The 25588-nt window shown below is 74.4% G+C and carries 23 protein-coding genes and 1 riboswitch; of the genes, 12 read left to right on the top strand and 11 right to left on the bottom strand.

Going from position 1 to position 25588, the window contains the following annotated elements; all coding sequences use genetic code 11:
• Nucleotides 1-16: 16 nt before the first annotated feature.
• Genes IF30_RS0119550 through IF30_RS0119560 form a run of 3 tightly spaced genes read left to right on the top strand, consistent with a single transcriptional unit; the run spans nucleotide 17 to nucleotide 4817 of the window.
• Entirely contained in the window at nucleotides 17-1063 is a 1047-nt protein-coding gene (locus IF30_RS0119550; protein WP_037900545.1) for an AAA family ATPase, read from the top strand.
• Nucleotides 1064-1065: 2 nt separating this feature from the next.
• Nucleotides 1066-2388 carry a DUF58 domain-containing protein gene (locus IF30_RS0119555; protein WP_234322766.1) on the top strand — a complete coding sequence of 441 codons (1323 nt, stop codon included), beginning with the start codon at nucleotides 1066-1068 and terminating at the stop codon, nucleotides 2386-2388.
• Nucleotides 2385-4817, top strand: coding sequence for a transglutaminaseTgpA domain-containing protein (locus IF30_RS0119560; protein ID WP_030239946.1), 2433 nt, complete (start codon nucleotides 2385-2387; stop codon nucleotides 4815-4817). Before IF30_RS0119555 ends, IF30_RS0119560 begins: the two co-directional genes overlap by 4 nt.
• A 135-nt stretch (nucleotides 4818-4952) precedes the next feature.
• Here the strand turns inward: IF30_RS0119560 and IF30_RS0119565 are convergent, their stop codons facing one another.
• From IF30_RS0119565 to IF30_RS0119575, 3 genes are all read right to left on the bottom strand, one after another.
• Complete coding sequence (locus tag IF30_RS0119565; RefSeq protein WP_030239947.1) at nucleotides 4953-5342, bottom strand: DUF3040 domain-containing protein; 390 nt, start codon at nucleotides 5340-5342, stop codon at nucleotides 4953-4955.
• Between the two features lie 469 nt (nucleotides 5343-5811).
• Nucleotides 5812-6564: a methyltransferase domain-containing protein gene (locus IF30_RS0119570; RefSeq protein ID WP_030239948.1), complete on the bottom strand. Its 753-nt coding sequence runs from the start codon at nucleotides 6562-6564 to the stop codon at nucleotides 5812-5814.
• Between the two features lie 45 nt (nucleotides 6565-6609).
• The gene (locus IF30_RS0119575) at nucleotides 6610-7191 is read right to left on the bottom strand and encodes an SAV_6107 family HEPN domain-containing protein (protein WP_030239950.1); all 582 of its coding nucleotides are present in this window, start codon (nucleotides 7189-7191) and stop codon (nucleotides 6610-6612) included.
• Between the two features lie 655 nt (nucleotides 7192-7846).
• Between IF30_RS0119575 and IF30_RS0119580 the strand changes: the two genes are divergently transcribed.
• Nucleotides 7847-8461, top strand: coding sequence for a DUF4126 domain-containing protein (locus tag IF30_RS0119580; RefSeq protein WP_030239952.1), 615 nt, complete (start codon nucleotides 7847-7849; stop codon nucleotides 8459-8461).
• Nucleotides 8462-8472: 11 nt separating this feature from the next.
• The gene (locus IF30_RS0119585) at nucleotides 8473-9966 is read left to right on the top strand and encodes a phytoene desaturase family protein (RefSeq protein ID WP_030239954.1); all 1494 of its coding nucleotides are present in this window, start codon (nucleotides 8473-8475) and stop codon (nucleotides 9964-9966) included.
• A gap of 30 nt (nucleotides 9967-9996) precedes the next feature.
• Here IF30_RS0119585 and IF30_RS0119590 read toward each other — a convergent pair whose 3' ends face one another.
• A complete protein-coding gene (locus IF30_RS0119590; RefSeq protein WP_030239957.1) occupies nucleotides 9997-10884 on the bottom strand; it encodes a hypothetical protein in 888 nt (295 codons plus the stop codon).
• Nucleotides 10885-11087: 203 nt separating this feature from the next.
• Nucleotides 11088-12002, bottom strand: a complete 915-nt coding sequence (gene metF / locus IF30_RS0119595; RefSeq protein WP_030239960.1) for a methylenetetrahydrofolate reductase [NAD(P)H] — start codon at nucleotides 12000-12002, stop codon at nucleotides 11088-11090.
• A 208-nt stretch (nucleotides 12003-12210) separates the two neighbouring features.
• On the opposite strand from metF, the gene IF30_RS0119600 reads away from it, so the two are divergent.
• On the top strand, nucleotides 12211-13326 hold the full coding sequence (locus IF30_RS0119600) for a polyprenyl synthetase family protein (RefSeq protein WP_030239963.1): 1116 nt from the start codon (nucleotides 12211-12213) through the stop codon (nucleotides 13324-13326).
• 90 nt (nucleotides 13327-13416) lie between these two features.
• Here the strand turns inward: IF30_RS0119600 and thiE are convergent, their stop codons facing one another.
• The 3 genes from thiE to IF30_RS0119615 all read right to left on the bottom strand — a co-directional run bounded on the left by thiE (nucleotide 13417) and on the right by IF30_RS0119615 (nucleotide 15739).
• Nucleotides 13417-14067: a thiamine phosphate synthase gene (gene thiE, locus IF30_RS0119605; RefSeq protein ID WP_030239965.1), complete on the bottom strand. Its 651-nt coding sequence runs from the start codon at nucleotides 14065-14067 to the stop codon at nucleotides 13417-13419.
• Entirely contained in the window at nucleotides 14067-14432 is a 366-nt protein-coding gene (locus IF30_RS0119610; protein WP_030239967.1) for an Rv2175c family DNA-binding protein, read from the bottom strand. The genes thiE and IF30_RS0119610 overlap by 1 nt, the downstream gene beginning before the upstream one ends.
• Nucleotides 14433-14539: 107 nt before the next feature.
• A complete protein-coding gene (locus tag IF30_RS0119615) occupies nucleotides 14540-15739 on the bottom strand; it encodes an FAD-dependent oxidoreductase (protein WP_030239971.1) in 1200 nt (399 codons plus the stop codon).
• Between the two features lie 112 nt (nucleotides 15740-15851).
• Nucleotides 15852-15964: riboswitch (TPP riboswitch) on the top strand.
• Between IF30_RS0119615 and thiO the strand changes: the two genes are divergently transcribed.
• The 4 genes from thiO to pknB all read left to right on the top strand — a co-directional run bounded on the left by thiO (nucleotide 15959) and on the right by pknB (nucleotide 20035).
• Entirely contained in the window at nucleotides 15959-17155 is a 1197-nt protein-coding gene (gene thiO, locus IF30_RS0119620; RefSeq protein ID WP_030239974.1) for a glycine oxidase ThiO, read from the top strand. Its footprint overlaps the riboswitch before it by 6 nt.
• On the top strand, nucleotides 17152-17361 hold the full coding sequence (thiS, locus tag IF30_RS0119625) for a sulfur carrier protein ThiS (RefSeq protein WP_030239976.1): 210 nt from the start codon (nucleotides 17152-17154) through the stop codon (nucleotides 17359-17361). Before thiO ends, thiS begins: the two co-directional genes overlap by 4 nt.
• 1 nt (nucleotide 17362) lies before the next feature.
• Nucleotides 17363-18160: a thiazole synthase gene (locus tag IF30_RS0119630; RefSeq protein WP_030239979.1), complete on the top strand. Its 798-nt coding sequence runs from the start codon at nucleotides 17363-17365 to the stop codon at nucleotides 18158-18160.
• A gap of 99 nt (nucleotides 18161-18259) precedes the next feature.
• Nucleotides 18260-20035 (top strand): Stk1 family PASTA domain-containing Ser/Thr kinase, encoded by a 1776-nt coding sequence (gene pknB, locus IF30_RS0119635; RefSeq protein ID WP_051710617.1) that lies wholly within the window; start codon nucleotides 18260-18262, stop codon nucleotides 20033-20035.
• Between the two features lie 19 nt (nucleotides 20036-20054).
• On the opposite strand, the gene IF30_RS0119640 is transcribed toward pknB, so the two are convergent.
• On the bottom strand, nucleotides 20055-20684 hold the full coding sequence (locus IF30_RS0119640) for a sulfite oxidase-like oxidoreductase (protein ID WP_030239986.1): 630 nt from the start codon (nucleotides 20682-20684) through the stop codon (nucleotides 20055-20057).
• A 230-nt stretch (nucleotides 20685-20914) separates the two neighbouring features.
• On the opposite strand from IF30_RS0119640, the gene bfr reads away from it, so the two are divergent.
• Nucleotides 20915-21394: a bacterioferritin gene (gene bfr, locus IF30_RS0119645; protein WP_030239990.1), complete on the top strand. Its 480-nt coding sequence runs from the start codon at nucleotides 20915-20917 to the stop codon at nucleotides 21392-21394.
• Between the two features lie 3 nt (nucleotides 21395-21397).
• Here the strand turns inward: bfr and IF30_RS0119650 are convergent, their stop codons facing one another.
• Both IF30_RS0119650 and IF30_RS0119655 read right to left on the bottom strand, forming a co-directional pair.
• Entirely contained in the window at nucleotides 21398-21712 is a 315-nt protein-coding gene (locus IF30_RS0119650; RefSeq protein ID WP_030239993.1) for a (2Fe-2S)-binding protein, read from the bottom strand.
• Nucleotides 21713-21889: 177 nt separating this feature from the next.
• Nucleotides 21890-23239 (bottom strand): class II 3-deoxy-7-phosphoheptulonate synthase, encoded by a 1350-nt coding sequence (locus IF30_RS0119655; RefSeq protein ID WP_030239997.1) that lies wholly within the window; start codon nucleotides 23237-23239, stop codon nucleotides 21890-21892.
• A gap of 301 nt (nucleotides 23240-23540) precedes the next feature.
• Here IF30_RS0119655 and IF30_RS0119660 point away from each other — a divergent pair, with 301 nt between their 5' ends.
• On the top strand, nucleotides 23541-25502 hold the full coding sequence (locus IF30_RS0119660) for an anthranilate synthase family protein (RefSeq protein ID WP_030239999.1): 1962 nt from the start codon (nucleotides 23541-23543) through the stop codon (nucleotides 25500-25502).
• Nucleotides 25503-25588 lie beyond the last annotated feature (86 nt).

A 25588-nucleotide genomic window follows, 5' to 3' on the forward strand; every position in this document is an offset into this window, starting at 1 on the left:
CAGGGAGCGTAAACGGGTGACGAGCTACAACGACCAGGCCGGTCTCGGTGGTCCTGCGGGGGGCGGGCAGAGGACGAACGGGTACCAGCAGGTCGGGCTTCCCGAGCTCGCCGCGGTCGTCGACCGCATCCGCGCCAACATCGAGAGCGTGATCGAGGGCAAGCCGGAGGCCGTCCGGATCGCCCTGACCGTCCTGCTCGCCGAGGGCCATCTCCTGCTGGAGGACGTGCCCGGCGTCGGCAAGACCATGCTGGCCAAGGCACTCGCCCGCTCGGTCGACTGCACCGTGCGCCGGATCCAGTTCACGCCCGACCTGCTGCCCTCCGACGTGACCGGCACCAACATCTACGACCAGCAGCAGCACGACTTCGAGTTCCGCCCGGGCGCGATCTTCGCCCAGATCGTGGTCGGCGACGAGATCAACCGCGCCTCGCCCAAGACCCAGTCCGCGCTGCTGGAGTCCATGGAGGAGCGCCAGGTCACCATCGACGGCACCAGCTACGAGCTGCCCTCGCCGTTCATGGTCGTGGCCACCCAGAACCCGGTCGAGATGGAGGGCACCTACCCCCTCCCGGAGGCCCAGCGCGACCGGTTCATGGCCCGGATCTCGATCGGCTACCCCAGCCCCGAGGCCGAGCTCGCGATGCTGGACGTGCACGGCGGCGCCAGCCCGCTGGAGGACCTGCAGCCGGTCGCGCACGCCGCCGACATCCTCAAGCTGGTCGACCTGGTCCGCACCGTGCACATCGCCGATCCGGTCCGCCGCTACGCCGTCGACCTGGTCGGCGCCACCCGCAGCAGCCACGAGCTGCGCCTGGGCGCCTCGCCCCGCGCCACCCTGCACCTGGTCCGGGCCGCCCGCGCCGCCGCCGCGCTGGACGGGCGCGACTACGTCACCCCGGACGACGTCCAGCGCCTCGCCGTCCCCGTCCTCGCGCACCGCCTGATGCCGACCGCCGAGACCCAGCTCAGCCGCCGCACCTCCGAGCAGATCGTGACCGACCTGGTCGCCCGGCTGCCGCTGCCCCGCCCGCAGGGCGGCCCGGCCGTCCGGAGGGGCTGAGGGTGGCCGAGTCCGACCCGGCATCGGGACTGCGGGCCGGATTCCGCGGCCTCACCACCCGGGGCCGCTCCTTCCTCGCCGCCGGGATCACCGCGGTGGTCTGCGCCTACCTGCTCGACCAGGACGCGCTGCTGCGCGTCGGCGTGCTGCTCGCCGCGCTTCCGCTGGCCGCCGTCGTGGTGGTCGCCAACACCCGCTACCGGGTGGCCAGCGGCCGCCGGCTCAGCCCCCACCGGGCGGTCGCCGGCCAGGAGGCCCGGGTCCACCTGCGACTCGACAACGTCTCCCGGGTGCCCACCGGACTGCTGCTCCTGGAGGACAAGGTCCCGTACGTGCTCGGGCCGCGCCCGCGCTTCGTGCTGGACCGGGTCGAGCCGCGCGGCCACCGCGAGGTCTCCTACCGGGTCCGCTCCGACCTGCGCGGCCGCTACCCGCTCGGGCCGCTGCAGCTGCGGCTGGCCGACCCGTTCGGGATGTGCGAGGTGACCCGCGCCTTCACCGCCTCCGACGTCCTCACCGTCGTCCCCCGGATCCAGGCCCTGCCGTACGTCCGGCTCAGCGGCGAGTGGCTCGGCCAGGGCGAGAGCCACAGCCGCACCCTGGCGCTGGCCGGCGACGACGACGTGATCCTGCGCGAGTACCGGCCGGGCGACGACCTGCGCCGGGTGCACTGGCGCTCCACCGCCCGGTACGGCGAACTGATGGTGCGCCGCGAGGAGCAGCCGCAGCGGGCCCGGGCCACCGTCCTGCTGGACACCCGCGAGATCGGCCACCGGGGCAGCGGCCCCGCCTCCTCGTTCGAGTGGGCGGTCAGCTGCGCCGCCTCCGTCACCGCGCACCTGCTGGAGCGCGGCTACCAGACCCGCCTGCTCACCGACACCGGCCTGTCGGTGCCGGGGCCCGGCGGCGGGGACCGCAGCAGCGCCGCCGACGTCTCCGGCCTGGTCCTGGACGCCCTCGCGGTCGCCGACCTGTCCGACGGCGGCACGCTCTCCCGCGCCGAGGAGCCGCTGCGCACCGGCGGCGAGGGTCTGCTGGTCGCCGTCCTCGGCGAGCTGGACGACACCCAGACCGCCCGGCTGGGCCGACTGCGCAGCCGTACCGGCGGGGCGATCGCCTTCCTGCTGGACGTCGGCACCTGGGCCGGCCTGCGGATGCTCGCCCCGGGCACCGGCGGCGACGACTTCCGGGCCCGGGTCCGGCAGCTGCGCGAGGCCGGCTGGACGGTGGTCCCGGTGCGCACCGGCGACTCCCTGCCGGACCTGTGGCGGGCCGCCGAAGGCGCCAGGACGACCGCCCCCAACCGAGAAGAGGCCGGCGCGTGACCACCCGGGCCAAACTGACCGTGTACTCGGCGCTGGCCACCGCCCTCGCCTCGCTCTGCCTGCTCCCGCTGCTGACCACACGCAGCTGGCTGACGCACGCCGTCCTGGTGATCACCGTGCTCGCCGGCGTCGGCGCGGGCCTGCGCCGCTCCCCCCTGTACCGCTGGACGGTGCCGATCGGGCAGCTGCTGGTGCTGCTCCTGCTGCTGTTGCTCGGCTTCGCCGGAGCCGGCGGGGTGCTGCCCGGACCGGCCACCATGCGGGTCCTGGACCACGTCTTCACCTCCGGGCTGAACGACATCCAGCAGTACGCGATCCCGGCGCCGCCGACCCCCGGCCTGCGGCTGATCCTGGTCTCCGCGGTCGGCCTGATCGCCGTCGCGGTGGACACCGTCGCGGTGACCTACCGCCGCTCGGCGCTCGCCGGGCTGCCGCTGCTGGCGCTCTACTCGGTCGGCAACGGCCTGGCCGGGGACCACGGCAGCTGGTTCTGGTTCGCCCTCGCCGCGGCCGGCTACCTGCTGCTGCTGTTCGCCGAGGGCCAGGACCGGGTCTCCCGCTGGGGCCGGGTCTTCCGCGGCACCCCGCGCGGCACCGTGAGCTCCAGCCAGGTCAGGCCGGGCGGGCAGCAGGTCGGCGTCCTGGCGCTCGCCGTGGCGATGGTCCTCCCGGTGGTCCTGCCGCACTGGGGTTTCGGCCTGCTGCACTCCGCCTCCGGCGGCCCGGCGGGCAAGGGCTCCGGCCGGGGCGTGGCCACCAGCCTCGACCCGCTGGTCAGCCTGGAGGCCGCGATCACCAAGCCCACCGACGCGGAGCTGCTCACCTACACCCTGGACAGCACGCTGGCCGACCAGATCTACCTGCGGACCGGTTCGCTGGACCAGTTCGACGGCACCAACTGGCGGCTCGGCAGCACCACGGTCAACGACCTCCCGGACCCACTGCCCGCCCCCGAAGGCCTGCGCAACCCCAACGTCCCCCGGATCGAGGGCGACTTCCAGGTCAGCGACCGGCTGGAGAACAGCTGGCTGCCGCTGCCCTACCCGGCCGCCTCCGTCCAGGTGCCCAACCGCGGCGACTGGAAGCTCGACCCGGTGACGCGCACCGTCGTCCCGAGCAACGAGAAGGCGATCCGCGGCCTGCGGTACCACGCCAACGCCCTGGACCTGCGGCCCACCGCCAACGAACTGCGCCTGGCGCCCTCCGCGCCGCAGGCCGTCCGGGACCGCTACACCGTCGTCCCGTCCGACCTGCCGCCCGTGGTGTCCGAGCGGGCCAGGGCCGTCACCTCCGGCGCCCAGAACGACTACGACCGGGCGATGGCGCTGGTGAAGTGGTTCACCGGCCCGGACTTCACGTACGACACCACGGTCTCCGCCGGCACCGGCAGCAACGCGATCGCCGTCTTCCTCCAGGACCGCCGGGGCTTCTGCGTGCACTTCGCCTCCACCATGGCGGCGATGGCCCGGGTGCTGAAGATCCCGGCCCGGGTCGCCGTCGGCTTCACCCCCGGCGACAACAAGGGCGGCAACGTCTACTCGGTGACCGGCCGGATGTACCACGCGTGGCCCGAGCTGTACTTCACGGGCTACGGCTGGCTGCGCTTCGAGCCGACCCCGAGCCGCGGCATCCCCACCCGCTACACCGAGACGGCCAGTGCCCCGACCACCGCGCCGACCCAGCAGGCGACCGCCGCCCCGCAGACCGCGTCGGCCGCCCCGGCGCCGTCCGCCGGCTCGGACTGCGCCGCCAAGCAGCGCCAGCTGGGCGACTGCGGGCCGAAGGGCAAGACCGCGGCCAAGGCCGCCGAGGAGTCCTGGCTGCTGTCCGGGCAGGTGCTCGGCACCCTCGCCGCCGTGCTCGCGGTGATCGCGCTGCTGCTCACGCCGATGCTCTGGCGCACGGCCGTCCGCCGTCGCCGGCTCGGCCGCGGCGGGCGGCGCCGGCCCGGCGGGGACGGGCCGCTGGAGCCGACCGACGCCCAGGTACTGGCCGCCTGGGACGAGCTGATCGACTCCGCCTGGGACCTCGGAATTCCCCCGGACGAGTCACGCACGCCGCGCTCGGCCGCCCGGCGGATCACCGAGAAGGCGGACCTGGACGCCGACTCGGCGGCGGCCGCCGGCCGGCTGGCCCTGGCCACCGAACGAGTGCTCTACGCCCCGCCCGGGCAGAGCGGCCCGGCGCCGCTGACCGCCGACGTCCACACCGCCCGGCGCGGCCTGCGGGCGAGCGTCAGCCGGGCCGGACGGACCAGGGCGCTGCTGCTGCCGCCGTCCTCGGCGCAGCTGTGGTGGGGGATCGCCGACACCGTGCGAGCGGCCCGGGCCGCCGTCGGCACCGGAGTGGGCCGGGCGGTCGAGGCGGTGTCGGCGCCGGTGCGGCGGGTCTTCACCCGGCGGCCCGAGCCGGACGCCCCGGAGTCCTGAACCCGGGGTCTCACGCGCAGGAGCCGGGGGCGGGCAGTCGATCGACTGCCCGCCCCCGGCTCCTGCGGCTGCTGCTGGACTCCTGCCGGTGCCGTGCCTGCCGAGGCTTGGGCCCGGCGGCCTTCGGCGGACGGCTCAGAAGCCGCCGGTCTGCTCGTCCCTGCGGCGCTGCCAGCGCTGCTCGACCCGGTCCATCATCCCGGCCCTGCGGCGTGCGGCGGCGGCCGGGCCGGGCCCGGTGCCCTGGGCCGCAGGCCCGCGGCGCCAGCCGGTCACGGCGAACACCGCGCACCCGAGCATCACGAGGAAGCCCACGACGCTGACCCAGATCTGGTCCGGGACGACCATCCCGCCCATCAACAGGCCGATCCCCACCACGAAGCCGGCGACGGCCAGGTAGACCCGACGACGGGTGTAAGTGCGCAGCCCGGTTCCCTCAAGCGCCGACGCGAATTTGGGATCTTCGGCATACAGCGCTCGCTCCATCTGGTCGAGCAGTCGCTGCTCGTGCTCCGAGAGCGGCACGGAGTCCTCCTACTCGTCGGTCGCGGATGCGACCGGTCCGCCCACCCCGGTCGGGGAGGCAAGTCCAATCAGCCTTGGGGCACACGGTCGGACGCCTGTGCGGGGGACCCGGCCCGTGTCGTCCATATGCCCCACGCATCCGGCTGTCATGCTTTCCGGCTTTACCCAGATCATACGGTCCGTGAGCCCGTTACGGAGTGGTCTGCGCCGCGTGGGCCGGGCCACTTCGAGCGGGCACGGCCGCACCGGTGTCAACGCGCCGCGCCACGGACAAGTGCCCGATCGGATGGAATGGGTCCGGACCTGGGGAGCTTCGCCTCCGGAGAGCGAGACCCGGCCGGCCGGCCCGGTCGGGTGACCGCTCGGGTGACCGGTCGGCGTCCGGGACGCGAACCGCCGCCGCACGGTGCGCGAACCGGACGGCGGCGGAAGGTTTCGCGAAGGCCTCGCGAAGGGCCCGGGCGGGCGATCAGACCAGCGTGGCCAGCAGGTGCAGCTGGGTCGCCACGGCGTGGAAGGCGGGCTGCGCGGCGGCGGCCTCCTCCAGCTTCAGCAGGGCCTCCAGCGCGCCCGGCTCGGTGTCCACCAGGACGCCGGGGACCAGGTCGGCGAAGACCCGGACGCCGTGCACCGACTCCACCCGCAGGCCCACGGCCTCGGCCAGCCGGCCCAGCTCCTCGCCGGTGAAGCGGCGCGGCATCGGGTCCTGCTCGCCCCAGCGGCCGTCGACGGCGGAGAGCACCGTCCGGGCCTCGGTGAAGTGGCCGGCCAGGGCGCGGGCCAGCACGGCGCCGTTGCGGTTGGCGGCCAGCAGGCTCACCAGGCCGCCCTTGCGCAGGGTGCCGGCCAGGCTGCCGAGCGACTCGGCCGGGTCGTCCACGACCTCCAGGACGCCGTGGCACAGCACCGCGTCGACGCTGCCGGGGGCGACCAGCTCGGGCAGCGTCTGGGTGTCGCCCTGGACGGCCCGCACCAGGTCCGTCACACCGGCCTCGGCGGCCCGGCGCTCCAGGGCGAACAGGGCGTCCGGGCTCGGGTCGACCACGGTGACGCGGTGGCCGAGCTTGGCCACCGGCACGGCGAAGTTGCCGGTGCCGCCGCCGGTGTCGACCACGTCGAGCACCGGCTGGTCCAGCTCGGCCGCCCGCTTCTCCAGGGCTGCCCGCACCACCTCCCACACCACGGCGGTACGCAGGGCGCTGCGGGGACGCGTCGGGTACAAGGCGGGGCTCCTTGGCACGTGCAGTTCGATCAGGATGCCTCCACCTTAAGCCTGACGGGTGGCCGGTCCGCCCGCGCCGGGCGGCTCGTCGCCGTCCAGCGGCAGCCGCGGCGCGGGCGGGACCGCCCGCAGGCCCAGCAGCCGCTCGACCAGGCGCAGGAACAGGGCGGAGTTGCGGATCAGGTCGTCGGCGTCGCGGGCGGACGCGGCGCCCCGGATCCCGGCCTCGGCGGCGGCCCGGCGGCGCGCCCCGGCGCCGTAGTACAGCGCCCACTCGGCGAGCTCCGGGGCCACCTCCGGCAGCACCTCCCAGGCGCTGCGGATGGCCTTGCGCCGCCGCGGACTCTTCTCCGGGCGGCCGCGCACCGCCAGGACGGCCGCCACGGTGCGCAGCGCGGCGAGGTGGGCCGTGGCGTAGCGCTCCAGCGGGTCCTCCAGGGCGCGGGCCCGGGCGAGGGTGCGGTGCGCGTCGGCGAGCAGGTCGAGGGCGGCCGGCGGCGCGGCGGTGCGGCGCGGCACGGGGTGGACGTCCCCTGCGGCGGGGTGGGCGCCGGACGGGCCGGGGATGTGCGGCAGGGCGGCGGAGTGGAGGCGGGCGGTGACGGGCTCAGGGTGGCTGATGGTCATGGTCTCCCCCGTTCCGAGGCAGCGCGCGGACCGGATGGTCCGTGCCCTTCCATCGTGACCGGCACCACTGACAATCCGGCCGGGGCGTCGGGGCGCCCGGGCCCGGGACGTCGCCCCCGGGACGTCCGGGCGTCGGGAAGGGCAGAGCGGCGGCGGGCGCGGGGCCCTCCCCCGGTTCCGCGCCGCCGCCGTGTGCCGTCGCTCCGCCGTTCCCCCCACGGGCGGCGGTGGCGAACTCCCCCGCGGCCGGTCTCCCCCCGGCCCGCTCCGCCGCCCCGTGTCGGCGGTGCGGGGACCGTGACCAGCCCCGTGGCGAACCTCCGCCGCCGCCCCCTGACGCTCGCGCCGGGGGACGGACGGGTCCGCCGCCCGAGCGGGACGGCGCCCGACGCGCCGCCCTCCCGGGTGCCCCTACTCTCCCGTCTTCGCAGGTCGGAGGCCACCCGCTGACGTACTCAACCGCAGATCTGAGTATCCGTACTCAGTCCCCGCGCAACCCCCGTCGCTCGACCGCCGCTCAGCCGTCGGTTCGCCGCCGGTGCCCGCCGAGTCCCCCGTCCGGGGAACCGGGGCCGGCGCCCACGGCGTCCCGGGTGCCGGTACGGTACGGCGGGGCCGGGCGGAACCGGCCCGGATGTGCGAGGAGGGGGAGGCCATGACGATCCTGCCGCTGATCTTCACCAGCGGACTGGCCAGCGGAATCAACGCCTACGCGGTGGTGCTGCTGCTCGGCCTGCTGGGGCGGTTCGCCGACGCGGAGTCGGTGCCGCACGCGCTGGAGCGCACGGATGTGCTGATCGCGGCCGCCGTGCTGTTCGCGGTGGAGGCGGTGGCCGACAAGATCCCGTACGTGGACAGCGTCTGGGACGTGGTCCACACCGTGATCCGGCCGATCGCCGGCGCCACCGTCGGCGTGCTCATCGCGAGCAACGACCCCGGCTCGCTCAGCGAGGTCGCGGCCGGCGCCATGGGCGGCACCACGGCGCTGCTCAGCCACCTGGTGAAGGCCTCGCTGCGGATGGCCGTCAACACCTCCCCCGAGCCGGCCAGCAACATCGTGGTCAGCATGGCGGAGGACCTCTCGGTGGCCGGCCTGGTCACCCTGGCGATCTTCCACCCCTGGCTGGCCGCCTCGATCGCCGCCGCGGTGCTGGCCGCCGGCCTGCTGCTGGTCTGGCTGGCGGTCAGCAGGATCCGCGCGTTCCGGGCCCGCCGCCGCGAGCGCAGGCTGGCCCGGGCCGCGGGGAACGCGTACGCACCGCAGGCCTAGGATCGGTTGCCATGGCACGGATCGTCATCATCGGCGCAGGAATGAGCGGGCTCGCGGCGGCCTCCCGGCTGGCCACCCTCGGCCACCGGGTGACGGTCTGCGAGGCGGGCGGCACGTACGGGGGCATGGTCGGCCGGTACGAGCGCGACGGCTTCGCGTTCGACACCGGGCCCGGGCTGCTCGCCCTCCCGGCCGTCTACCGCGACCTCGCGCTGAAGACGGGCAAGGAGCCGTTGGAGGAACTGGTCGACCTGGCCCCCGTCGACCCGGAGAGCCGGCACCTGTTCCCCGACGGCACCTGCGTGACCCTGCCGAACGCGTCCCGCGGCGGCGTCAGCCAGGCCCTGGACGAGGCCTTCGGGGCCGGCTCCGGCGCCCGCTGGAGCGCGGTGATGAACCACGGCCGGACGGTCTGGGAGGCCACCCGCCGCCCGCTGCTGGAGGAGCCGCTCCCGGCCGACCGGAAGTTCCTGGGCACCGACCCGTACCCCGTGCCAGCGCGCCACGGCCTGGCCCGGCTGCGCCGCCCGCACCCGTGGTCCCTGGAGCACGTGGCCGCGCGCGAGCTCGACAGCCACCCCGGCCTGAGCGCCCTGCTGTTCGAACCGGCCGTGCGGTACGGCTTCACCCCGGCCGAGGCTCCCGCCGGGGCCACCGTGCTGCCGTACATGGAGCAGTCCTTCGGCGTCTGGTACGTCCGGGGCGGCCTGCGGGCCCTCGCGGACGCGGTGTTCCGGCGCTGCGAGCTGCGCAAGGTCGGGTTCCGCTTCGACACCCCGGTCACCCGCGTGGTGGTCGAGGGCGGCCGGGCGGTCGGGGTCGAGACGGCGGACGGCCGGATCGACGCGGACCTGGTGGTCTCCGCCATGGACGCGGCCGCCCTCCGCCGCCACGGCCTCGTCGAGTGGCCGGGGGCGCCCTCCGGGGTGGGGGAGCCGCAGGAGGTGCCCGGCCGGTTCGGCGTGCTGCTCGCCCTGCGCGGACCCCGGCCGGCGGGCACCGCGCACCGCACGGTGGTGCACGCGGCCGACCCGGCCGAAGAGGCCAACGCGCTGACCCTCGCGGTGCCGCCCTGCGGGCGCCCCACCGTCCAGGTGCTGCGCCCGGACGACCCGGCGCTGCGCCCCGACGACGGGCACGAGAGCGTGGTGCTGACCGCGACCGTCCCGGCCCAGGGCGATGTCGACTGGACCGCCCCGGGCGTCGCCGACCACTACGCCGACCGGCTGCTCGCCCACGTGGACGCGGCCGGCCTCGGCCTGCGCGAACGGGTGCTGTGGCGGGTCGTGCGCACCCCGGAGGACACCCGCCGGGAGACCGGCGCCCTCGGCGGCTCGGTCGCCCGCCCGGTCCTGGCCGGTTCGTCGGGGTGGTGGCTGAAGCCGGCCAACGAGTCTCCCGTCCCCGGCCTCTACCTGGTCGGCGGCAACGCCCACCCCGGCGGCGGCCTCGCCCGGGTGGGCATGTCGGCCTGCATCACCGCCGGGCTGATCGGCCCCTCGTAGGCCCCGGCGGCCCGGGTGGGCCCGGTCGGCTCAGCCCTGGTGCCAGGTGTTCTGCTGCTGGTAGCCGTAGTTCTGGTCGTACACCGGCTGCTGCGGGATGCCCTGGGGGTGCTGGTCGGGCTCGGGCTGGGGCTGCCATTGCTGCTGGTGGTGCTGGTGCTGGTACTGCTGCTGGGCGTTCGGATCCCAGGACTGCTGGTGCTGCGGCTGCTGCTCGTAGCCCGCGTACTGCTCCTGCTGGTGGCCCTGCTGCGGGTAGGCGCCGTACGGGTCCTGCTGGTGCTGCGGGTAGCCGCCGTAGGACGGCTGGTCGTAGCCGAAGGCGGCCTGCTGCTGGGTCTGCCACTGCTGCTGCTCGTAGCCGCCCTGGTAGGCGGCGGTGTACGGGTCCTGGGGCTGCTGCTGTGCCTGCGGCTGCTGCTCGTAGTACGAGGGGGCGTAGATGCCGTCCTGGGCGAGCTCCTGCATCTCGAAGGCGGCGGTCTGCTCGACCTCCGGCGCCTCGTCGGGCTCCGGCGCGGCGGCCGGGGTCTCCTCGACGGCGCTGACCTCGCCGATCCGCTCCTCGGTGGCCGCGGCGGCGGCCACCGCGGCCGAGCCGCCGGTCAGGGCGCCGAGCAGCGGCACCTTGGCGAGCGGGCCAGGCAGGCTGCCGTCGGCCTTCCGCAGGGACCAGCCGTTCCGGTAGCCGCGCTTCACCGAGAGGGTGACGAAGGCCTGACCGGCCGCGAACAGCGCCGCGCCGACCCCGATCACCACGACGGACCCGAGGACCATCCCGGCGGCCACGCCCAGGAAGCCGGCCAGCGCCACGACCCGCCAGTGCAGCGGTGCCCGGTTCTGCAGCAGCACCTCGGCGATCAGCCAGAGCGCCACCACCGCCAACGCGGCGTAAAGCAGCAGGTATCCGATGCCCATCCGCCCGCTACCTCCAGTCACGTGCCCGCGCGTGTCCGCCGCGCGTGTCCGGCGACTGTACCGGTTCAACGGCCGGGGTACCGCATCGCGTTCCCGCCGCACGGGGCACCGGCCGCACACGACCGAGCCCGCCACCGTCGGGACGGTGACGGGCTCGTGAACACCCGGCGCCAGTAGGCCGTTCGAGGGGCGCGGGCCGCCGCTCAGCGCTGGTGCAGCCCCAGGTTCTGGTAGATCTCCAGCGTCGCCGTCGAGTGGTTCAGCGTGATGAAGTGCAGGCCCGGCGCGCCTTCGTCGAGGAGGCGTTCCGCCATCGCCGTGGCGTGCTCGATGCCGACGGCCCGCAACGCCGCCGGGTCGTCGATGGCCGCCCGCAGGCGGGCCTCCAGGTCGGCGGGGAAGGGCGAGCCGCTGAGCTGCGGGAAGCGCTCCAGTTGCCTGGCGTTGGTCACCGGCATGATCTCCGGGATGATCGGCGTCTCGCAGCCCGCGGCGGTCACCCGGTCGCGCAGCCGCAGGTAGTCGTCCACCTCGAAGAACATCTGGGTGATCGCGTAGTCGGCCCCGGAGCGGATCTTCGCCACGAAGTGCCGGATGTCCTCGTCCCAGTCGGTCGAGCGCGGGTGCATGTTCGGCGAGGCCGCGACGCCCACGCAGAAGTCGCCGATGCCCTTGATGAGCTCCACCAGCTCGTACGCGTAGGTGACGCCCTCGGGGTGCGAGACCCACTCGCCCATCGGGTCGCCGGGCGGGTCCCCCCGGACGGCGAGGACGTTCCGGACGCCCTGGTCGGCGTACTGGCCGATGATGTTGCGCAGTTCCGCGATCGAGTGGTCCACGGCGGTCAGGTGGGCGACCGGGGTGAGCGTGGTCTCGGTCGCGATCCGCCCGACCATGTTGACGGTGCGCTCGCGGGAGGAGCCGCCGGCGCCGTACGTCATGCAGACGAAGTTGGGGTCGAGCGGTTCGAGTCGACGGATGGCGTCCCAGAGCTTCTGCTCGCCGGCCTCCGTGCGCGGCGGCATGAACTCGAAGGAGAAGGAGCGCTTGCCGGCCGCCAGGAGTTCGCGCACCGTCAGTGCGCGATCCGTTCTCGTGGAAGCGATACCGAGTGCCATGCTGGCAGGCTATCCGGCCTTCGAGGAGGCCGGACAACCTCATCCCACGGATTGAGACAATCGACGGACGCCGTTCCGGTTCGTCCGGCGGCCGCTCCCCGGCGGCTCCGGGAAGGCCCACGGCGCCCCGGCGCCGGGCCGATCGCACAGCCGTTCCCGGCCGCCCCGCTACGCTTGCTGCACCCCAGAGAACCAGCGGAGCCCCATCGTGACCTCGTCCAGCACCCGGCCGGCCAACCCCATTGACGTGGAGGACGTCCGCACACGCGTCAACGCCGCGCTCGCCGCGTTCATGGACGGCCAGTCCGCGCTGCTCGGCAAGATCTCGCCCCAGCTGCTGCCGGTCTCCGACGCGCTGCGCGACTTCCTGCTGGACGGCGGCAAGCGACTGCGCCCGGCCTTCTGCTACTGGGGCTGGCGCGCCGCCGGCGGCCCGGCCGGGGGCGCGCCGGGAGACCCGATCGCCAACGCGGCCGCCGCCCTGGAACTGCTCCAGGCGAGCGCCCTGGTGCACGACGACCTGATGGACCGCAGCGACACCCGCCGCGGCCTGCCCGCGGTCCACCGCCGCTTCGAGGCGCTGCACCGCGACAGCGGCTGGCGCGGCGACCGCGAGCAGTACGGCGCCTCGGCCGCCGTCCTGCTCGGCGACCTGCTGCTGATCTGGTGCGACGAGCTGTTCCTGCGCTCGGGCCTGGAGCCCGCCGCCGTGCTGGCCGCCAAGCCGGTGTTCGACCTGATGCGCACCGAGGTCATGCTGGGCCAGTACCTGGACGTGCTGGAGCCGGTGGCCGGCGACTCGACGGACGAGGGCGCGCCGGACCGGGCGCGCACGGTGCTGCACTACAAGTCCGCGAAGTACACGATCGAGCGGCCGCTGCAGGTCGGCGCCCTGCTGGCGGGCGCCGGGCCGCAGCTGGTCGAGGGCCTCGGGGCGTTCGGGCTGCCGCTGGGCGAGGCCTTCCAGCTGCGGGACGACCTGCTCGGCGTGTTCGGGGATCCGGCCGTCACCGGCAAGCCGGCCGGCGACGACCTGCGCGAGGGCAAGCGGACGCTGCTGGTCGCCCACGCGATGCGGGGCCTGCCCGCCGCCGACGCCCGGCACCTGGACGAGCGGCTCGGCGCGCCGGACCTGGCGCCCGAGGAGGTGGCCCGGCTGCGCGAACTGGTCGCCCGCAGCGGAGCGCCCGAGCTGGTGGAGCAGCGGATCGACGAGCTGATGCGGCAGTGCCTGGCCGCGCTGGAGGCGGCGCCGCTGGCGGACGAGCGGGCCCGCGGGGTGCTGCTGGCGCTGGCCGAGGCCGCCACCGTCCGCAAGTACTGAAAGCACTGCGAGTACTGCGAGCACTTCAAGGCTTCGAGTACTGCGCGTACTGCGAGTGCTGAGCGACGGCGGCGGCCCCGGATCCCGGCGTCAGGCCGCGCGCACCCGGCGGGACAGCTCGGCGGCGGCCGCCCGGGGGTCGTCCGCGGCCGTGATGGCCCGGACCACGACGATCCGGCGGGCCCCGGCGGCCAGGACCTGATCCACGTTGCCGAGGTCGATCCCGCCGATGGCGAACCACGGCCGGTCGGTGTCCTGCTTCGCCGCGTACGAGACCAGGCCGAGGCCGGGTGCCGGGCGGCCCGGCTTGGTCGGCGTCGGCCAGACCGGGCCGGTGCAGAAGTAGTCCACCCCCGCCTCGGTGACCGCGGCGTCCACCTCGGACTCGGCGTGGCAGGACCGGCCGATCAGGACGTCCTCGCCCAGGATCGCCCGCGCGGCGGGCACCGGGAGGTCGTCCTGGCCGAGGTGCAGCACGTCCGGCCGGGCCGCGTGGGCGACGTCGGCGCGGTCGTTGACGGACAGCAGCTTGCCGTGGCGGCGGCAGGCGTCCGCGAAGACCTCCAGGGCCGCCAGCTCCTGCCTGGCCTCCAGGCCCTTGTCGCGCAGCTGGACGATGTCGACGCCGCCGGCCAGCGCCGCGTCCAGGAACTCGGGCAGGTCGCCCTGCTCGCGCCGGGCATCGGTGCACAGGTAGAGCCGGGCGTCGGCGAGCCGGGCGCGCGGGGTGTCCGCCGCCATCAGATCAGCATCGCCTGGGCGCGGCGCTTGACCTCGGTGCCGCGGTTCTCGCGCAGCGCCTGGATCGGGCTGCCGGGCAGCGACGGGTCCTCGGTGAACAGCCACTCCAGGATCTCGACGTCGCTGTAGCCGCAGTCGCGAAGGACGGTCAGGGTGCCGGACAGGTGCTTGACCAGGCCCGGACCGTCGATGAACGCCGCGGGTACCTGCAGCGACTTGTTCGGGCCCCGCCGGACGGCGATCAGGCCGCCGTTGCGCACCAGGTCCCGGACCTCGGTGACGCGGACGCCCCACTGCTCCGAGATGTCGGGCAGGTACATCCACTCGGGGACCAGGGCTTCAATCTTGCTTTCGATCTCACTCACGCCACCAGACTGCCACCTCCGGGGCCCGCCGCGCACCAGTGGCCCCGCCGGGGCCTGCCCGGCGCCCCCGCCGGGGCCCCGCCGGAGCGCCGGTGGGGAGCGGCCGGTCAGGCGGTGGCCGACTTCAGCGGGACCGCCGGGTCGGCCGCCCGGGCCGGGTCCAGTGCGGTGCCGCGCTCGATCAGCTTCCGCCCCTGGGTGAGGTCGCGCGGCCGGTCCACGGTCAGCAGGGCGCTCGGCACCCCGTCGCGCAGCCACAGCACCGCCCAGGAGGCGTCCTGCGGACTGCCGCGCCACAGCGGCTCGTCGCCCTCGGCGTGCCGGCCGGCGTACTGGACCATCCGCCCGAACTGCTCCGACCAGAAGTACGGCACCGGGTCGTACGGCGGCGCGTCCGCGCCGAGGACGGCCGCGGCCGCCGCCTCGCCGGACTGCAGCGCGTGGTCCCAGTGCTGGACGGCCAGCCGACCGCCGGCCCGCGCCGAGGGGTAGCTGACGCAGTCGCCGGCCGCGAAGACGCCGGGCAGGGCGGTGCGCAGGTGCCCGTCCACCACGACGGCGCCGGTCCCGTCCAACTCGACGCCGGAGCCGGCCAGCCAGCCGGTCGCGGGCCGGGCGCCGATGCCGACCACCACCTCGTCGGCGGGCAGGTGAGAGCCGTCGGCCAGCAGCACCGCGCCGGGCTCGACGGCGGCGACGCCGACCCCGCAGCGCAGGTCGACGCCGGCCTCGGCGTACCAGGCGGCCATCGCCGAGCCGATCGCGGTCGGCAGCGCGCCGGGCAGCGGCGCCGGGCCGGCCTCGACGACGGTCACCTCGCAACCCGCCTCGCGGGCGGCCGTGGACACCTCCGCACCGATCCAGCCCGCGCCGACCAGCACCAGCCGCAGGCCGGGGCGCAGCAGGGCGCGCAGCGCCAGGGCGTCGTCCAGGGTGTGCAGCAGGTGCGCGCGCTCGGCGCCGGGCAGGGCGCGCGGGACGGCGCCGGTGGCGATCACCAGCGAGCCGTAGGGCAGGTCGCCGCCGTCGGTGTGCAGCACGCCCGGGGTGAGGCCGGTGGCGCGGCGGCCGGTGAGCACCTCGATGCCGAGGTTCGCGTAGTCGATGTCCAGGGCGGTGGTGTCGCTCTTGCCGAGCAGCACGTCCTTGGAGAGCGGCGGCCGGTCGTACGGTGCGTGCGGCTCCTCGCCGACCAGCACGATCCGCCCCCGCCAACCGCCCTGCCGCAGCTTCAGGGCGCACTGCGCCCCGGCCAGCCCTGCCCCGACGACGACGACCGCCTGATCCGTCCCGCTCAGCTCTGCCACGCCCGTCACTGTACCCAGCACCTGCGGAGCCCCCCGGCGGCGGCCGTCCTGCCCACCCCTGTCCACCCTTCGTACGGGCCTTCGGCCGGGCCGGGCCCCGGCGTTATGGTGGGGGCACCATCACGGGAGCCCGGCGAACCGGGCTGAGAGGCGGGCTGGCACGGCCCGCGACCGTCCGAACCTGATCCGGGTCATACCGGCGAAGGGAGAAGAGCGGCTTTGACACGCTTGCCATCGGACGCCCACGCCGACGTCCTGGTGATCGGCGGGGGCATCATCGGCCTCGCCGTCGCCTGGCGGTCGGCTCAGCGCGGGCTGCGGACCACCCTGGTCGACCCCTCCCCGGGCGGCGGGGCGGGCCGGGTCGCGGCCGGGATGCTCGCCCCGGTCACGGAACTGCAGTACGGCGAGGAGCCGCTGCTGCGCCTCGGCATGGCCTCGAACGAGCGCTACGCGGACTTCGCCGCCGAGCTCACCGAGGCGAGCGGCGGCAAGGACACCGGCTACCGCCGCTGCGGCACGGTCGCCGTCGCCCTGGACTCCGACGACCGCGAGGAACTGCGCGAGCTGCACGCCTTCCACCGGCGGCTCGGCCTGGACTCGACCTGGCTGACCGGCCGGGAGGCCCGCAAGCTGGAGCCGATGCTCGCCCCCGGTGTCCGCGGCGGCCTGCACGTCGCCGAGGACCACCAGGTGGACGGCCGCCGGATGCTCACGGCGCTGCTGTCGGCCGGCGAGCGGGCGGGCGTGGTCGTCCACCGCGCCGAGGCCGTGGAGCTGCTGGTCGAGGGCGGCCGGGCGGCCGGCGCCCGCCTGGGCACCGGGGGGAGCCTGACCGCCGACCGGATCGTCCTCGCCGCCGGGCCGCACAGCCACCGGCTGCCCGGCCTGCCCGAGGGCGTGCTGCCCGCGATCCGGCCGGTGAAGGGCCAGATCCTGCGGCTGCGCATCCCCGACGCCTACCAGCCGTTCCTCTCCCGCAACGTCCGCGCGGTGGTGCGCGGCCGGCACCTGTACCTGGTGCCCCGGGAGAACGGTGAGCTGGTGGTCGGCGCGACCACCGAGGAGCAGGGTTACGACACCACGGTCACCGCCGGCGGGGTGTACGAACTACTGCGCGACGCCCACGAGTTGGTCCCGGGACTCACTGAACTCCCGCTGGTGGAGACCTCCGCCGGCCTGCGCCCCGGCTCGCCCGACAACGCCCCGCTGCTCGGCCCGACCTCACTGCCGGGCCTGGTCGCCGCCACCGGCCACTACCGCAACGGCGTACTCCTCACCCCGGTGACCGCCGACCTGCTCTCCGAGTACCTGGCCACCGGCGAACTCCCCGAGCCGGCCCGACCGTTCTCCCCCACCCGGTTCTCCTCCGACCGCCTCTCCCCCGACCGCTCCACCACGAAGGCCCTGGCATGACCGAGATCGCACTGACCGTCAACGGCGAGCCCCGCAAGGTGTCCGCCGCGGCCACCCTCGCCGAGGTGGTCGCCACCGTGAGCCGGGCCAACTCCGGCGTCGCCGCCGCGCTCAACGAGGCTGTGGTGCCGCGCAGTTCGTGGTCCGAGACCCGGCTGAACACCGGCGACCGGGTCGAGATCCTCACCGCAGTCCAGGGAGGCTGAGATGGCCGACGACCTGCTGACCATCGCCGGGGAGAGCTTCTCCTCCCGGCTGATCATGGGCACCGGCGGCGCGCCGAGCCTGGAGGTCCTGGAGCGCGCGCTGCTCGCCTCCGGCACCGAGCTGACCACCGTCGCGATGCGCCGGGTCGACACCACCACGCAGGGTTCCGTCCTGGACGTGCTGACCCGCAACGGCATCCGCGTACTGCCCAACACGGCCGGCTGCTTCACCGCCGGCGAGGCGGTGCTGACCGCCCGGCTGGCCCGCGAGGCGCTCGGCACCGACTGGGTGAAGCTGGAGGTGATCGCCGACGAGCGGACCCTCCTGCCGGATCCGATCGAGCTGCTGGACGCCGCCGAGACGCTGGTCGACGACGGCTTCACGGTGCTGCCGTACACCAACGACGACCCGGTGCTGGCACGGAAGTTGGAGGACGTCGGCTGCGCCGCGATCATGCCGCTGGGCTCGCCGATCGGCTCCGGCCTCGGCATCCGCAACCCGCACAACTTCCAGCTGATCGTGGAGGGCGCGGGCGTCCCGGTGATCCTGGACGCGGGCGCCGGCACCGCCTCGGACGTCGCGCTGGCGATGGAGCTGGGCTGCTCCGCGGTGATGCTCGCCTCCGCGGTGACCCGGGCTCAGGAGCCGGTGCTGATGGCCGAGGCGATGCGGCACGCCGCCGAGGCGGGCCGGCTCGCCCGGCGGGCCGGCCGCATCCCGCGCCGCTTCCACGCCGAGGCCTCCTCCGCGATGGCCGGCCGGGCGGACCTGGACATCCGGGAGCGGCCCGCCTTCTAGCCCACGGCACCGGCGTGTCACAAGCCGGGCACAGCCGGGCCCCGGTCCGCCACCTCCGGGTCCGGCCGCCCGGCCCGGCACTAGACTCGCCGGGTGGACATGGCACTGCACGACCCCCTGATCGGCGCCCTGCTCGACAACCGGTACCGGGTCGAGCAGCGCATCGCGACCGGCGGGATGTCCACCGTCTACCGGGGCACCGACACCCGGCTGGACCGGGTGGTCGCGCTCAAGGTGATGCACCCCTCGCTGGCCGGCGACGAGGGCTTCACCGCCCGTTTCATCCGCGAGGCCAAGGCGGTCGCCAGGCTCAGCCACCCCAACGTGGTCAACGTCTTCGACCAGGGCGCGGACGGCGGAAACGTTTTCCTCGCCATGGAGTACGTGCCCGGCCGCACCCTGCGGGACCTGCTGCGCGACCACGGCGCACTCTCCGTCCGGGCCGCGCTGGACGTGATGGAGCCGGTGCTCGCCGCCCTCGGCGCCGCCCACCGGGCCGGGCTGGTCCACCGCGACGTCAAGCCGGAGAACGTGCTGATCACCGAGGACGGCCTGGTCAAGGTCGCCGACTTCGGCCTGGTCCGGGTGCTCGGTTCGGCCGACGGCGCGCCCACCTCCACCACCACCGCGACCGGCGGCACGGTCATGGGCACCGTCTCCTACCTGGCACCCGAGCAGATCCTCCCGGACGCCCCGACCGACCAGCGGGTCGACGTCTACGCGGCCGGCATCCTGCTGTACGAGATGCTCACCGGCCGGCGCCCGCACACCGGCGACAACCCCGTCCAGGTCATGTACAAGCACCTGCACGAGGACGTCCCCGCCCCCTCCCTGATCGCCCCCGCCGTCGGCCCCGAGCTGGACGCCATAGTGGCCGGAGCCTGCGCCCGGGCCGCCGACGCCCGCCCGCACGACGCGGTCGAGCTGCTGGCCGCCCTGCAGCGGCTCCGCCGCACCCTCGCCCCGCAGGAGCTGGACGCCGAGCCCCCGGCCTCCACCCGGCCCAGCCCGACCTACCCCACCGGCGAGCCGACCTCGGTGCTCCGGCCGCCCCGGGCAGCCGACGCCCCGCCGCCCGAGCGCACCAGCGTGCTGGACGTGCCGCCGGAGCTGATGGACCAGCTGCTCACCGAGCCGCGCCCGTACGACGAGCCGACCCCGGCCCGCGAACGCCGGCCGGGCCTGCTGAGCCGCCTCCCCCGCAGGCCGCTGGTCTGGGCCGCCGCCCTGACCGCCCTGGTGCTGGCGATCGGCGGCGCCACCTACGGGCTGTCCCAGGGCCTGTACGGCTCGGTACCCGGGGTGCTCGGCAAGGACCGGGCCGAGACGCAGCGGATCCTGGACAAGGAGGGCCTGCACGGCAGGTTCGTGGAGGCCTTCAGCGAGTCCGTGCCGTCCGGCCAGGTGATCTCCACCGACCCCGGGGTGGGCGCGCGCACCCGCCGCAGCGACACCATCACCGTCACGGTCTCCAAGGGCCCCAAGCGGATCGCCGTGCCGGACCTCGTGGGCAAGAGCGCCGCCGACGCCGCCGCGGCGCTGGCGGGCGCCTCACTGACCAAGGGTGCCGTGACCGAGACCTACAACGACGCCGTGCCGGAGGGCTCGGTGATCAGCAGCTCGCCTGCGGCCGGGCAGCTGCTGCAGGAGAACGCCGCGGTCTCGCTGGTGGTGAGCAAGGGCATGGTGTCCGTCCCGGACGTCTCCGGGATGACCAAGGACGAGGCGCAGAAGGCGCTGCAGTCGGCGGGCTTCACGATGCAGACCAGCGGCTGGGACGTGTTCGGCGCGGTCAAGGCGTCCGGCCAGTCCCCGGCGGCCGGCGAGCGGCGGCCGCAGCGCAGCACGGTGACGGTCAGGTTCTCGCTCTTCTAGCGCCCCCGGTGGGAGCCGGTCAGCGCAGCGGCCCGTCGCCGGGCTCCTCCTGGTAGGAGTAGCGCTGCTCGCGCCAGGGGTCGGCGAGGTTGTGGTAGCCGCGCTCCTCCCAGAAGCCGCGCCGGTCGGCCCGCATGTACTCCACCGCGCGGACCCATTTGGGGCCCTTCCAGGCGTACAGCCCCGGCACGACCAGCCGGACCGGGAAGCCGTGCTCGGCGGTGAGCGTCTCGCCGTTGCGGTGGGTGGCGAGCAGGGTGTGCGGGTCCGCGAAGTCGGCCAGCCGCAGGTTGGCGCTGTAGCCGTACTCGGCCCAGACCATCACATGGGTGACGCCGGGCGCGGGGGGCACCAGGTCGAGCACGGCGGCGGTCGGCACTCCCGTCCACTCGTTGCCGAGGACGGAGAACTTGGTGACGCAGTGCAGGTCGGCGACGACGGTGGTGCGGGGCAGGGCGTTGAAGGCCTCGAAGTCCCAGCTGTGCTTCTCCGCCGAGGCGGTGGCGCCGAACACCTGGAGGTCCCAGGTCAGCGGCTTGAAGCGGGGCACCGGTCCGTAGTGCAGGGCGGGCCAGCCGCGCTGGACGCGCTGGCCCGGGGGGAGCCTCGGGTCAGACGGCGGAAGCGGTTCGTGATTGGACTGACCCATGGGATCCATGGTGACAGACGGCGGACGAGCGTCGGCGCGCGCCCCTTGGGAGCTGATTCACGCCCCGCCCGTACGGCCCAACGGTCGATCGTGCACCGCCGCCGTTCCCCCCGAATCGGATATTCCGACACATGTCCTAGTGAGTGTGAACTTACTGGAATTCCCTCCCGTGCCGGTGCCAGGATGCGCAGCGCAGCACCCATCGCAGGGACGAGCGCAGGAGGCACCGCATGCAGGGCGATCCCGAGGTCATCGAATTCCTCAACGAACAGCTCACCGCCGAGCTGACCGCGATCAACCAGTACTTCCTGCACGCCAAGATGCAGGAGAACTTCGGCTGGACGAAGCTCGCCAAGTACACCCGGCACGAGTCCTTCGACGAGATGAAGCACGCCGAGACGCTCACCGACCGGATCCTGTTCCTGGACGGGCTGCCCAACTACCAGAGGCTGTTCCACGTCCGGATCGGCCAGACCGTCAAGGAGATGTTCGAAGCCGACCGCCAGGTCGAGGTCGAGGCGATCGACCGGCTCAAGCGCGGGATCGTGGTGATGCGGGCCAAGAACGACGTCACCTCGGCGAACATCTTCGAGGACATCCTCGCCGACGAGGAGCACCACATCGACTACCTCGACACCCAGCTGGAACTCCTGGAGAAGCTCGGCGAGGCGCTGTACCTCGCCCAGCTCATCGAGCAGCCCGAGTCCTGAGGCTCAGGCCACGCGCAGCGGGACCACCGGGGCGATCGGCCCCGTCACGGGCGCCGGCGCGGCGGGGGCCGGAGCGCCGGGGGCCGCGGGCACGGCCTGCGGCTCCGGGTCGGCCAGGCCGAGCTTCGCGGCCAGCCGGGCGGTCGGGCAGGGCCGGGCGCCGTGCTCACCGAGCAGCGCCTGGATCCGCCGGACGCAGGAGCCGCAGTCGGTGCCGGCCTTGCAGCCCTTCGCTATCCGGCGCGGGGTGTCGGCACCCGCGTCGATCGCCTTCTTCACCTGGTCCTCGGTGACCGCATGGCACATGCACACGTACATCGCGGGCTCTCCCGGTGGTGAAGCGGAGCGGATCTTGACTAAGGCTTGCCTTAGCTCACTAAGCCTCACCTTACCCGGCGATCCGGGTACGAAAAAGCCCCTCCGGACTCGGGAATCCCGAATCCGGAGGGGCCTTCGTCACATTCGGCACCGCAGGGGGCCCGCGGCGCCCGGGGCTCACTGCCCCCGGTACATCTCCGCCACCAGGAACGCCAGGTCCAGTGACTGGCTGCGGTTGAGCCGCGGGTCGCAGGCCGTCTCGTAGCGCTGGTGCAGGTCGTCCACCAGGACCTCGTCGCCGCCGCCGACGCACTCGGTGACGTCGTCGCCGGTCAGCTCCACGTGGATGCCGCCCGGGTGGGTGCCGAGCGCGCGGTGCACCTCGAAGAAGCCCTTGACCTCGTCCAGGACGTCGTCGAAGCGGCGGGTCTTGTGCCCGCTGGAGGCCTCGAAGGTGTTGCCGTGCATCGGGTCGCAGATCCACACCGGCTTGGCGCCGGAGGCGGTGACCTTCTCCACCAGGGTGGGCAGGTGCTCGCGGATCTTGCCCGCACCCATCCGGGTGATGAAGGTCAGACGGCCGGGCTCGCGCTCCGGGTCCAGCTTCTCGATCAGCGCGAGCGCCTCGTCCACCGAGGTGGTCGGGCCGAGCTTGACGCCGATCGGGTTGCGGATCTTCGAGGCGAACTCGATGTGCGCGTGGTCCAGCTGCCGGGTGCGCTCGCCGACCCACACCATGTGGCCGGAGACGTCGTACAGCTCGCCGGTGCGCGAGTCCACGCGGGTCAGCGCGGTCTCGTAGTCCAGGACCAGCGCCTCGTGCGAGGAGAAGAACTCGACGGTCTTGAACTCCTCCGGCGCGACCCCGCAGGCGTTCATGAACGCCAGCGCGTTGTCGATCTCCCGGGCGAGCCGCTCGTAGCGCTGGCCGGCCGGCGAGTTGCGCACGAAGTCCTGGTTCCAGGCGTGCACCTGCCGCAGGTCGGCGTAGCCGCCGGTGGTGAACGCGCGAACCAGGTTGAGCGTCGCGGCGGACGCGTTGTACATCCGCTTCAGGCGCTCCGGGTCCGGGATCCGGGACTCGGGCGTGAACTCGAAGCCGTTCACCGAGTCGCCCCGGTAGACCGGCAGCGTCACGCCGTCGCGGGTCTCGGTCGACTTGGACCGCGGCTTGGAGTACTGGCCGGCGATGCGGCCGACCTTCACCACCGGGACGGAGGCCGCGTACGTCAGGACGGCGGCCATCTGCAGCAGGGTCTTCAGCTTGTTGCGGATGTGCTCCGCCGAGACGCCGTCGAAGGCCTCCGCGCAGTCACCACCCTGGAGGAGGAACGCCTCCCCGCGCGCCACGGCCCCGAGCCGGGCGCGCAGCTGGTCGCACTCGCCGGCGAAGACGAGCGGCGGATACGAGGCGAGCTCGGCAAGGGTCTTGCGCAGAGCCTCTTGGTCCGGCCATTCAGGCTGCTGCGCCGCGGGCAGGGACTGCCAGGAGTGGGCAGCCCTCGATGTCTCAGTCGTAGCGGTCACACCGCCAAGGCTACGGGGTGACACGAGCGGTACGTGACCATTGCCCGAGGACTGAGACACATCTCGGACAACCGGCGTGACCGGACTCACCCGCCCCGCCGGATCGGCTACGCTCCAACCATGCACGCGCCCCGCAACCACTCCTGGTGGTGGGCCTCCCCCAAGGGTGGCCCACCGATCGCGCGTTCCTAGACGAACACGACGGCCGCCCCTCGGGGCGGCCGTCGGCGTCTGAGCAGACGGCTCTCCGGGAGCGGATCCAGCACCGCCCTCGCCATCCACCCGGAAGGAAGCCGCACCCGTGACCACCGCCACCGGCCTGCTCGCCCGTCTCACCGCCCCCGGCGCCCCCGCCTTCGCCCTGCTGCACCGCCGCACCCCCCGACTCGCCCCGGACACCGTCGAGGTGCTGCTGGGCACCGTCGACAGCTACCAGCGCCTCGCCGACCTGCCGGTGCGCGACGGCGTCCCGGCCGGCGGCGCCCCGGTGCACGACCTGCTCGCGCTCGTCCCCTACCGGCAGATCCGCGAGCGCGGCTTCGAGGCCCACGACGACGGCACACCGCTGCAAGCCCTGTCGGTGACCGAACAGCACGCCCTTCCGTTGGCCGAATTCACCTCCGCCCTACCGCAGTTGCCCTTCTCCCTCGCCGGTGGCGCGTTCGACGTGGACGACGATGCGTACGCCTCGATCGTCCGCCGGGTGATCGACGACGAGATCGGCAACGGCGAGGGCGCCAACTTCGTGATCCGGCGCGACTTCCACGCCACGCTGCGGACCCCCGGCGGCACCGGTGCCGGCCACTGCTCCCCGGCGCTCGCGCTGACGCTCTTCCGGCGGCTGCTGGAGCAGGAGCGCGGCGCGTACTGGACCTTCCTCGTGCACACCGGCGACCGGGTACTGGTCGGCGCCTCCCCCGAGGTGCACGTCCGCCAGAGCGGCGGCACCGTCGTGATGAACCCGATCTCCGGCACCTACCGCTACCCGGCGGCCGGCTCCGACCTCGACTCGCTGCTCCGGTTCCTCCACGACCCCAAGGAGTTGGAGGAGCTGACCATGGTCGTGGACGAGGAGCTCAAGATGATGTGCACCGTCGGCGACCTCGGCGGCCAGGTGCTCGGGCCCCGCCTCAAGGAGATGGCCCACCTCGCCCACACCGAGTACGAGCTGCGCGGGCGCACCTCGCTGGACGTGCGCGAGGTGCTCCGCGAGACGATGTTCGCCGCCACCGTCACCGGCAGCCCGGTCGAGAACGCCACCCGGGTCATCCGGCGCCACGAGCCGACCGGACGCGGCTACTACTCCGGCGCGCTCGCCCTGATCGGACGCTCCGCCAGCGGCGGACAGCTGCTGGACTCGCCGATCTGCATCCGCACCGCCGACATCGACCCGGCCACCGGACGGCTCGTCGTCCGGGTCGGCGCCACGCTGGTGCGCCACTCCGTCCCGGAGTCCGAGGTCGCCGAGACCCACGCCAAGGCCGCCGGGGTGCTCACCGCGATCGGCGCCCGGCCCGCCCCCGCCCGGCTGCCCCACCCCACCGGCCCCCGGCTCGCCGACGACCACCGGGTCCAGGCCGCCCTCGACGCCCGCCGGGCCGGCCTCGCGCCGTTCTGGCTGCGGATGCAGGCGCCGGCCGAGGTCACCGAGGCCGAGCCGGCCCTGGTCGTGGACGGCGAGGACACCTTCACCTCGATGCTCTCCCACCTGCTCGGCTCGCTCGGCCACCGGGTGACGGTGGCCCGCTACGACGAACCGGGGCTGCGCGCACGGGTCGCCGCGCACCGCGGCCCGCTGGTGCTCGGCCCCGGCCCGGGCGACCCGGCGCAGGCCGACGACCCCAAGATGGCCCTCCTGCGCCCGATCGTCGCGGACGCCCTGGCCGCCGTGCGCTCCGGCGCCCGGACCGCCCCGCTGCTCGCGGTCTGCCTCAGCCACCAACTGCTCTGCGCCGAGCTCGGGTTGGGGCTCGGCCGCAAGGCCGTCCCGTACCAGGGCGCGCAGGAGGGCATCGACCTGTTCGGCACCAGGCGGACGGTCGGCTTCTACAACACCTTCACCGCGCGCTGCTCGGAGGCCGACGCGGCCCGGCTCGCCGCCGAAGGCGTCGAGGTCGCCCGGGACACCGCCACCGGGGACGTCCACGCCCTGCGCGGGCCCGGCTTCGCCGGCCTGCAGTTCCACCCCGAATCGGTGCTCACCCGCGAGGGCGTGGACATCGTGGCCGGGCTGCTGCGCGCGGCGGCGGCCGTACGGCGCTGACGGCTCCTGACGCCTCCTGGCCGCTCCCGACCGCTCCCGACGGCGTTCCGGGCCGATCCGCCCGGGACGCCGTCCTGCCCGGTCGG

The organism is Streptomyces sp. NRRL S-350 (assembly GCF_000719705.1).
In the GTDB taxonomy this organism is placed as follows: domain Bacteria; phylum Actinomycetota; class Actinomycetes; order Streptomycetales; family Streptomycetaceae; genus Kitasatospora.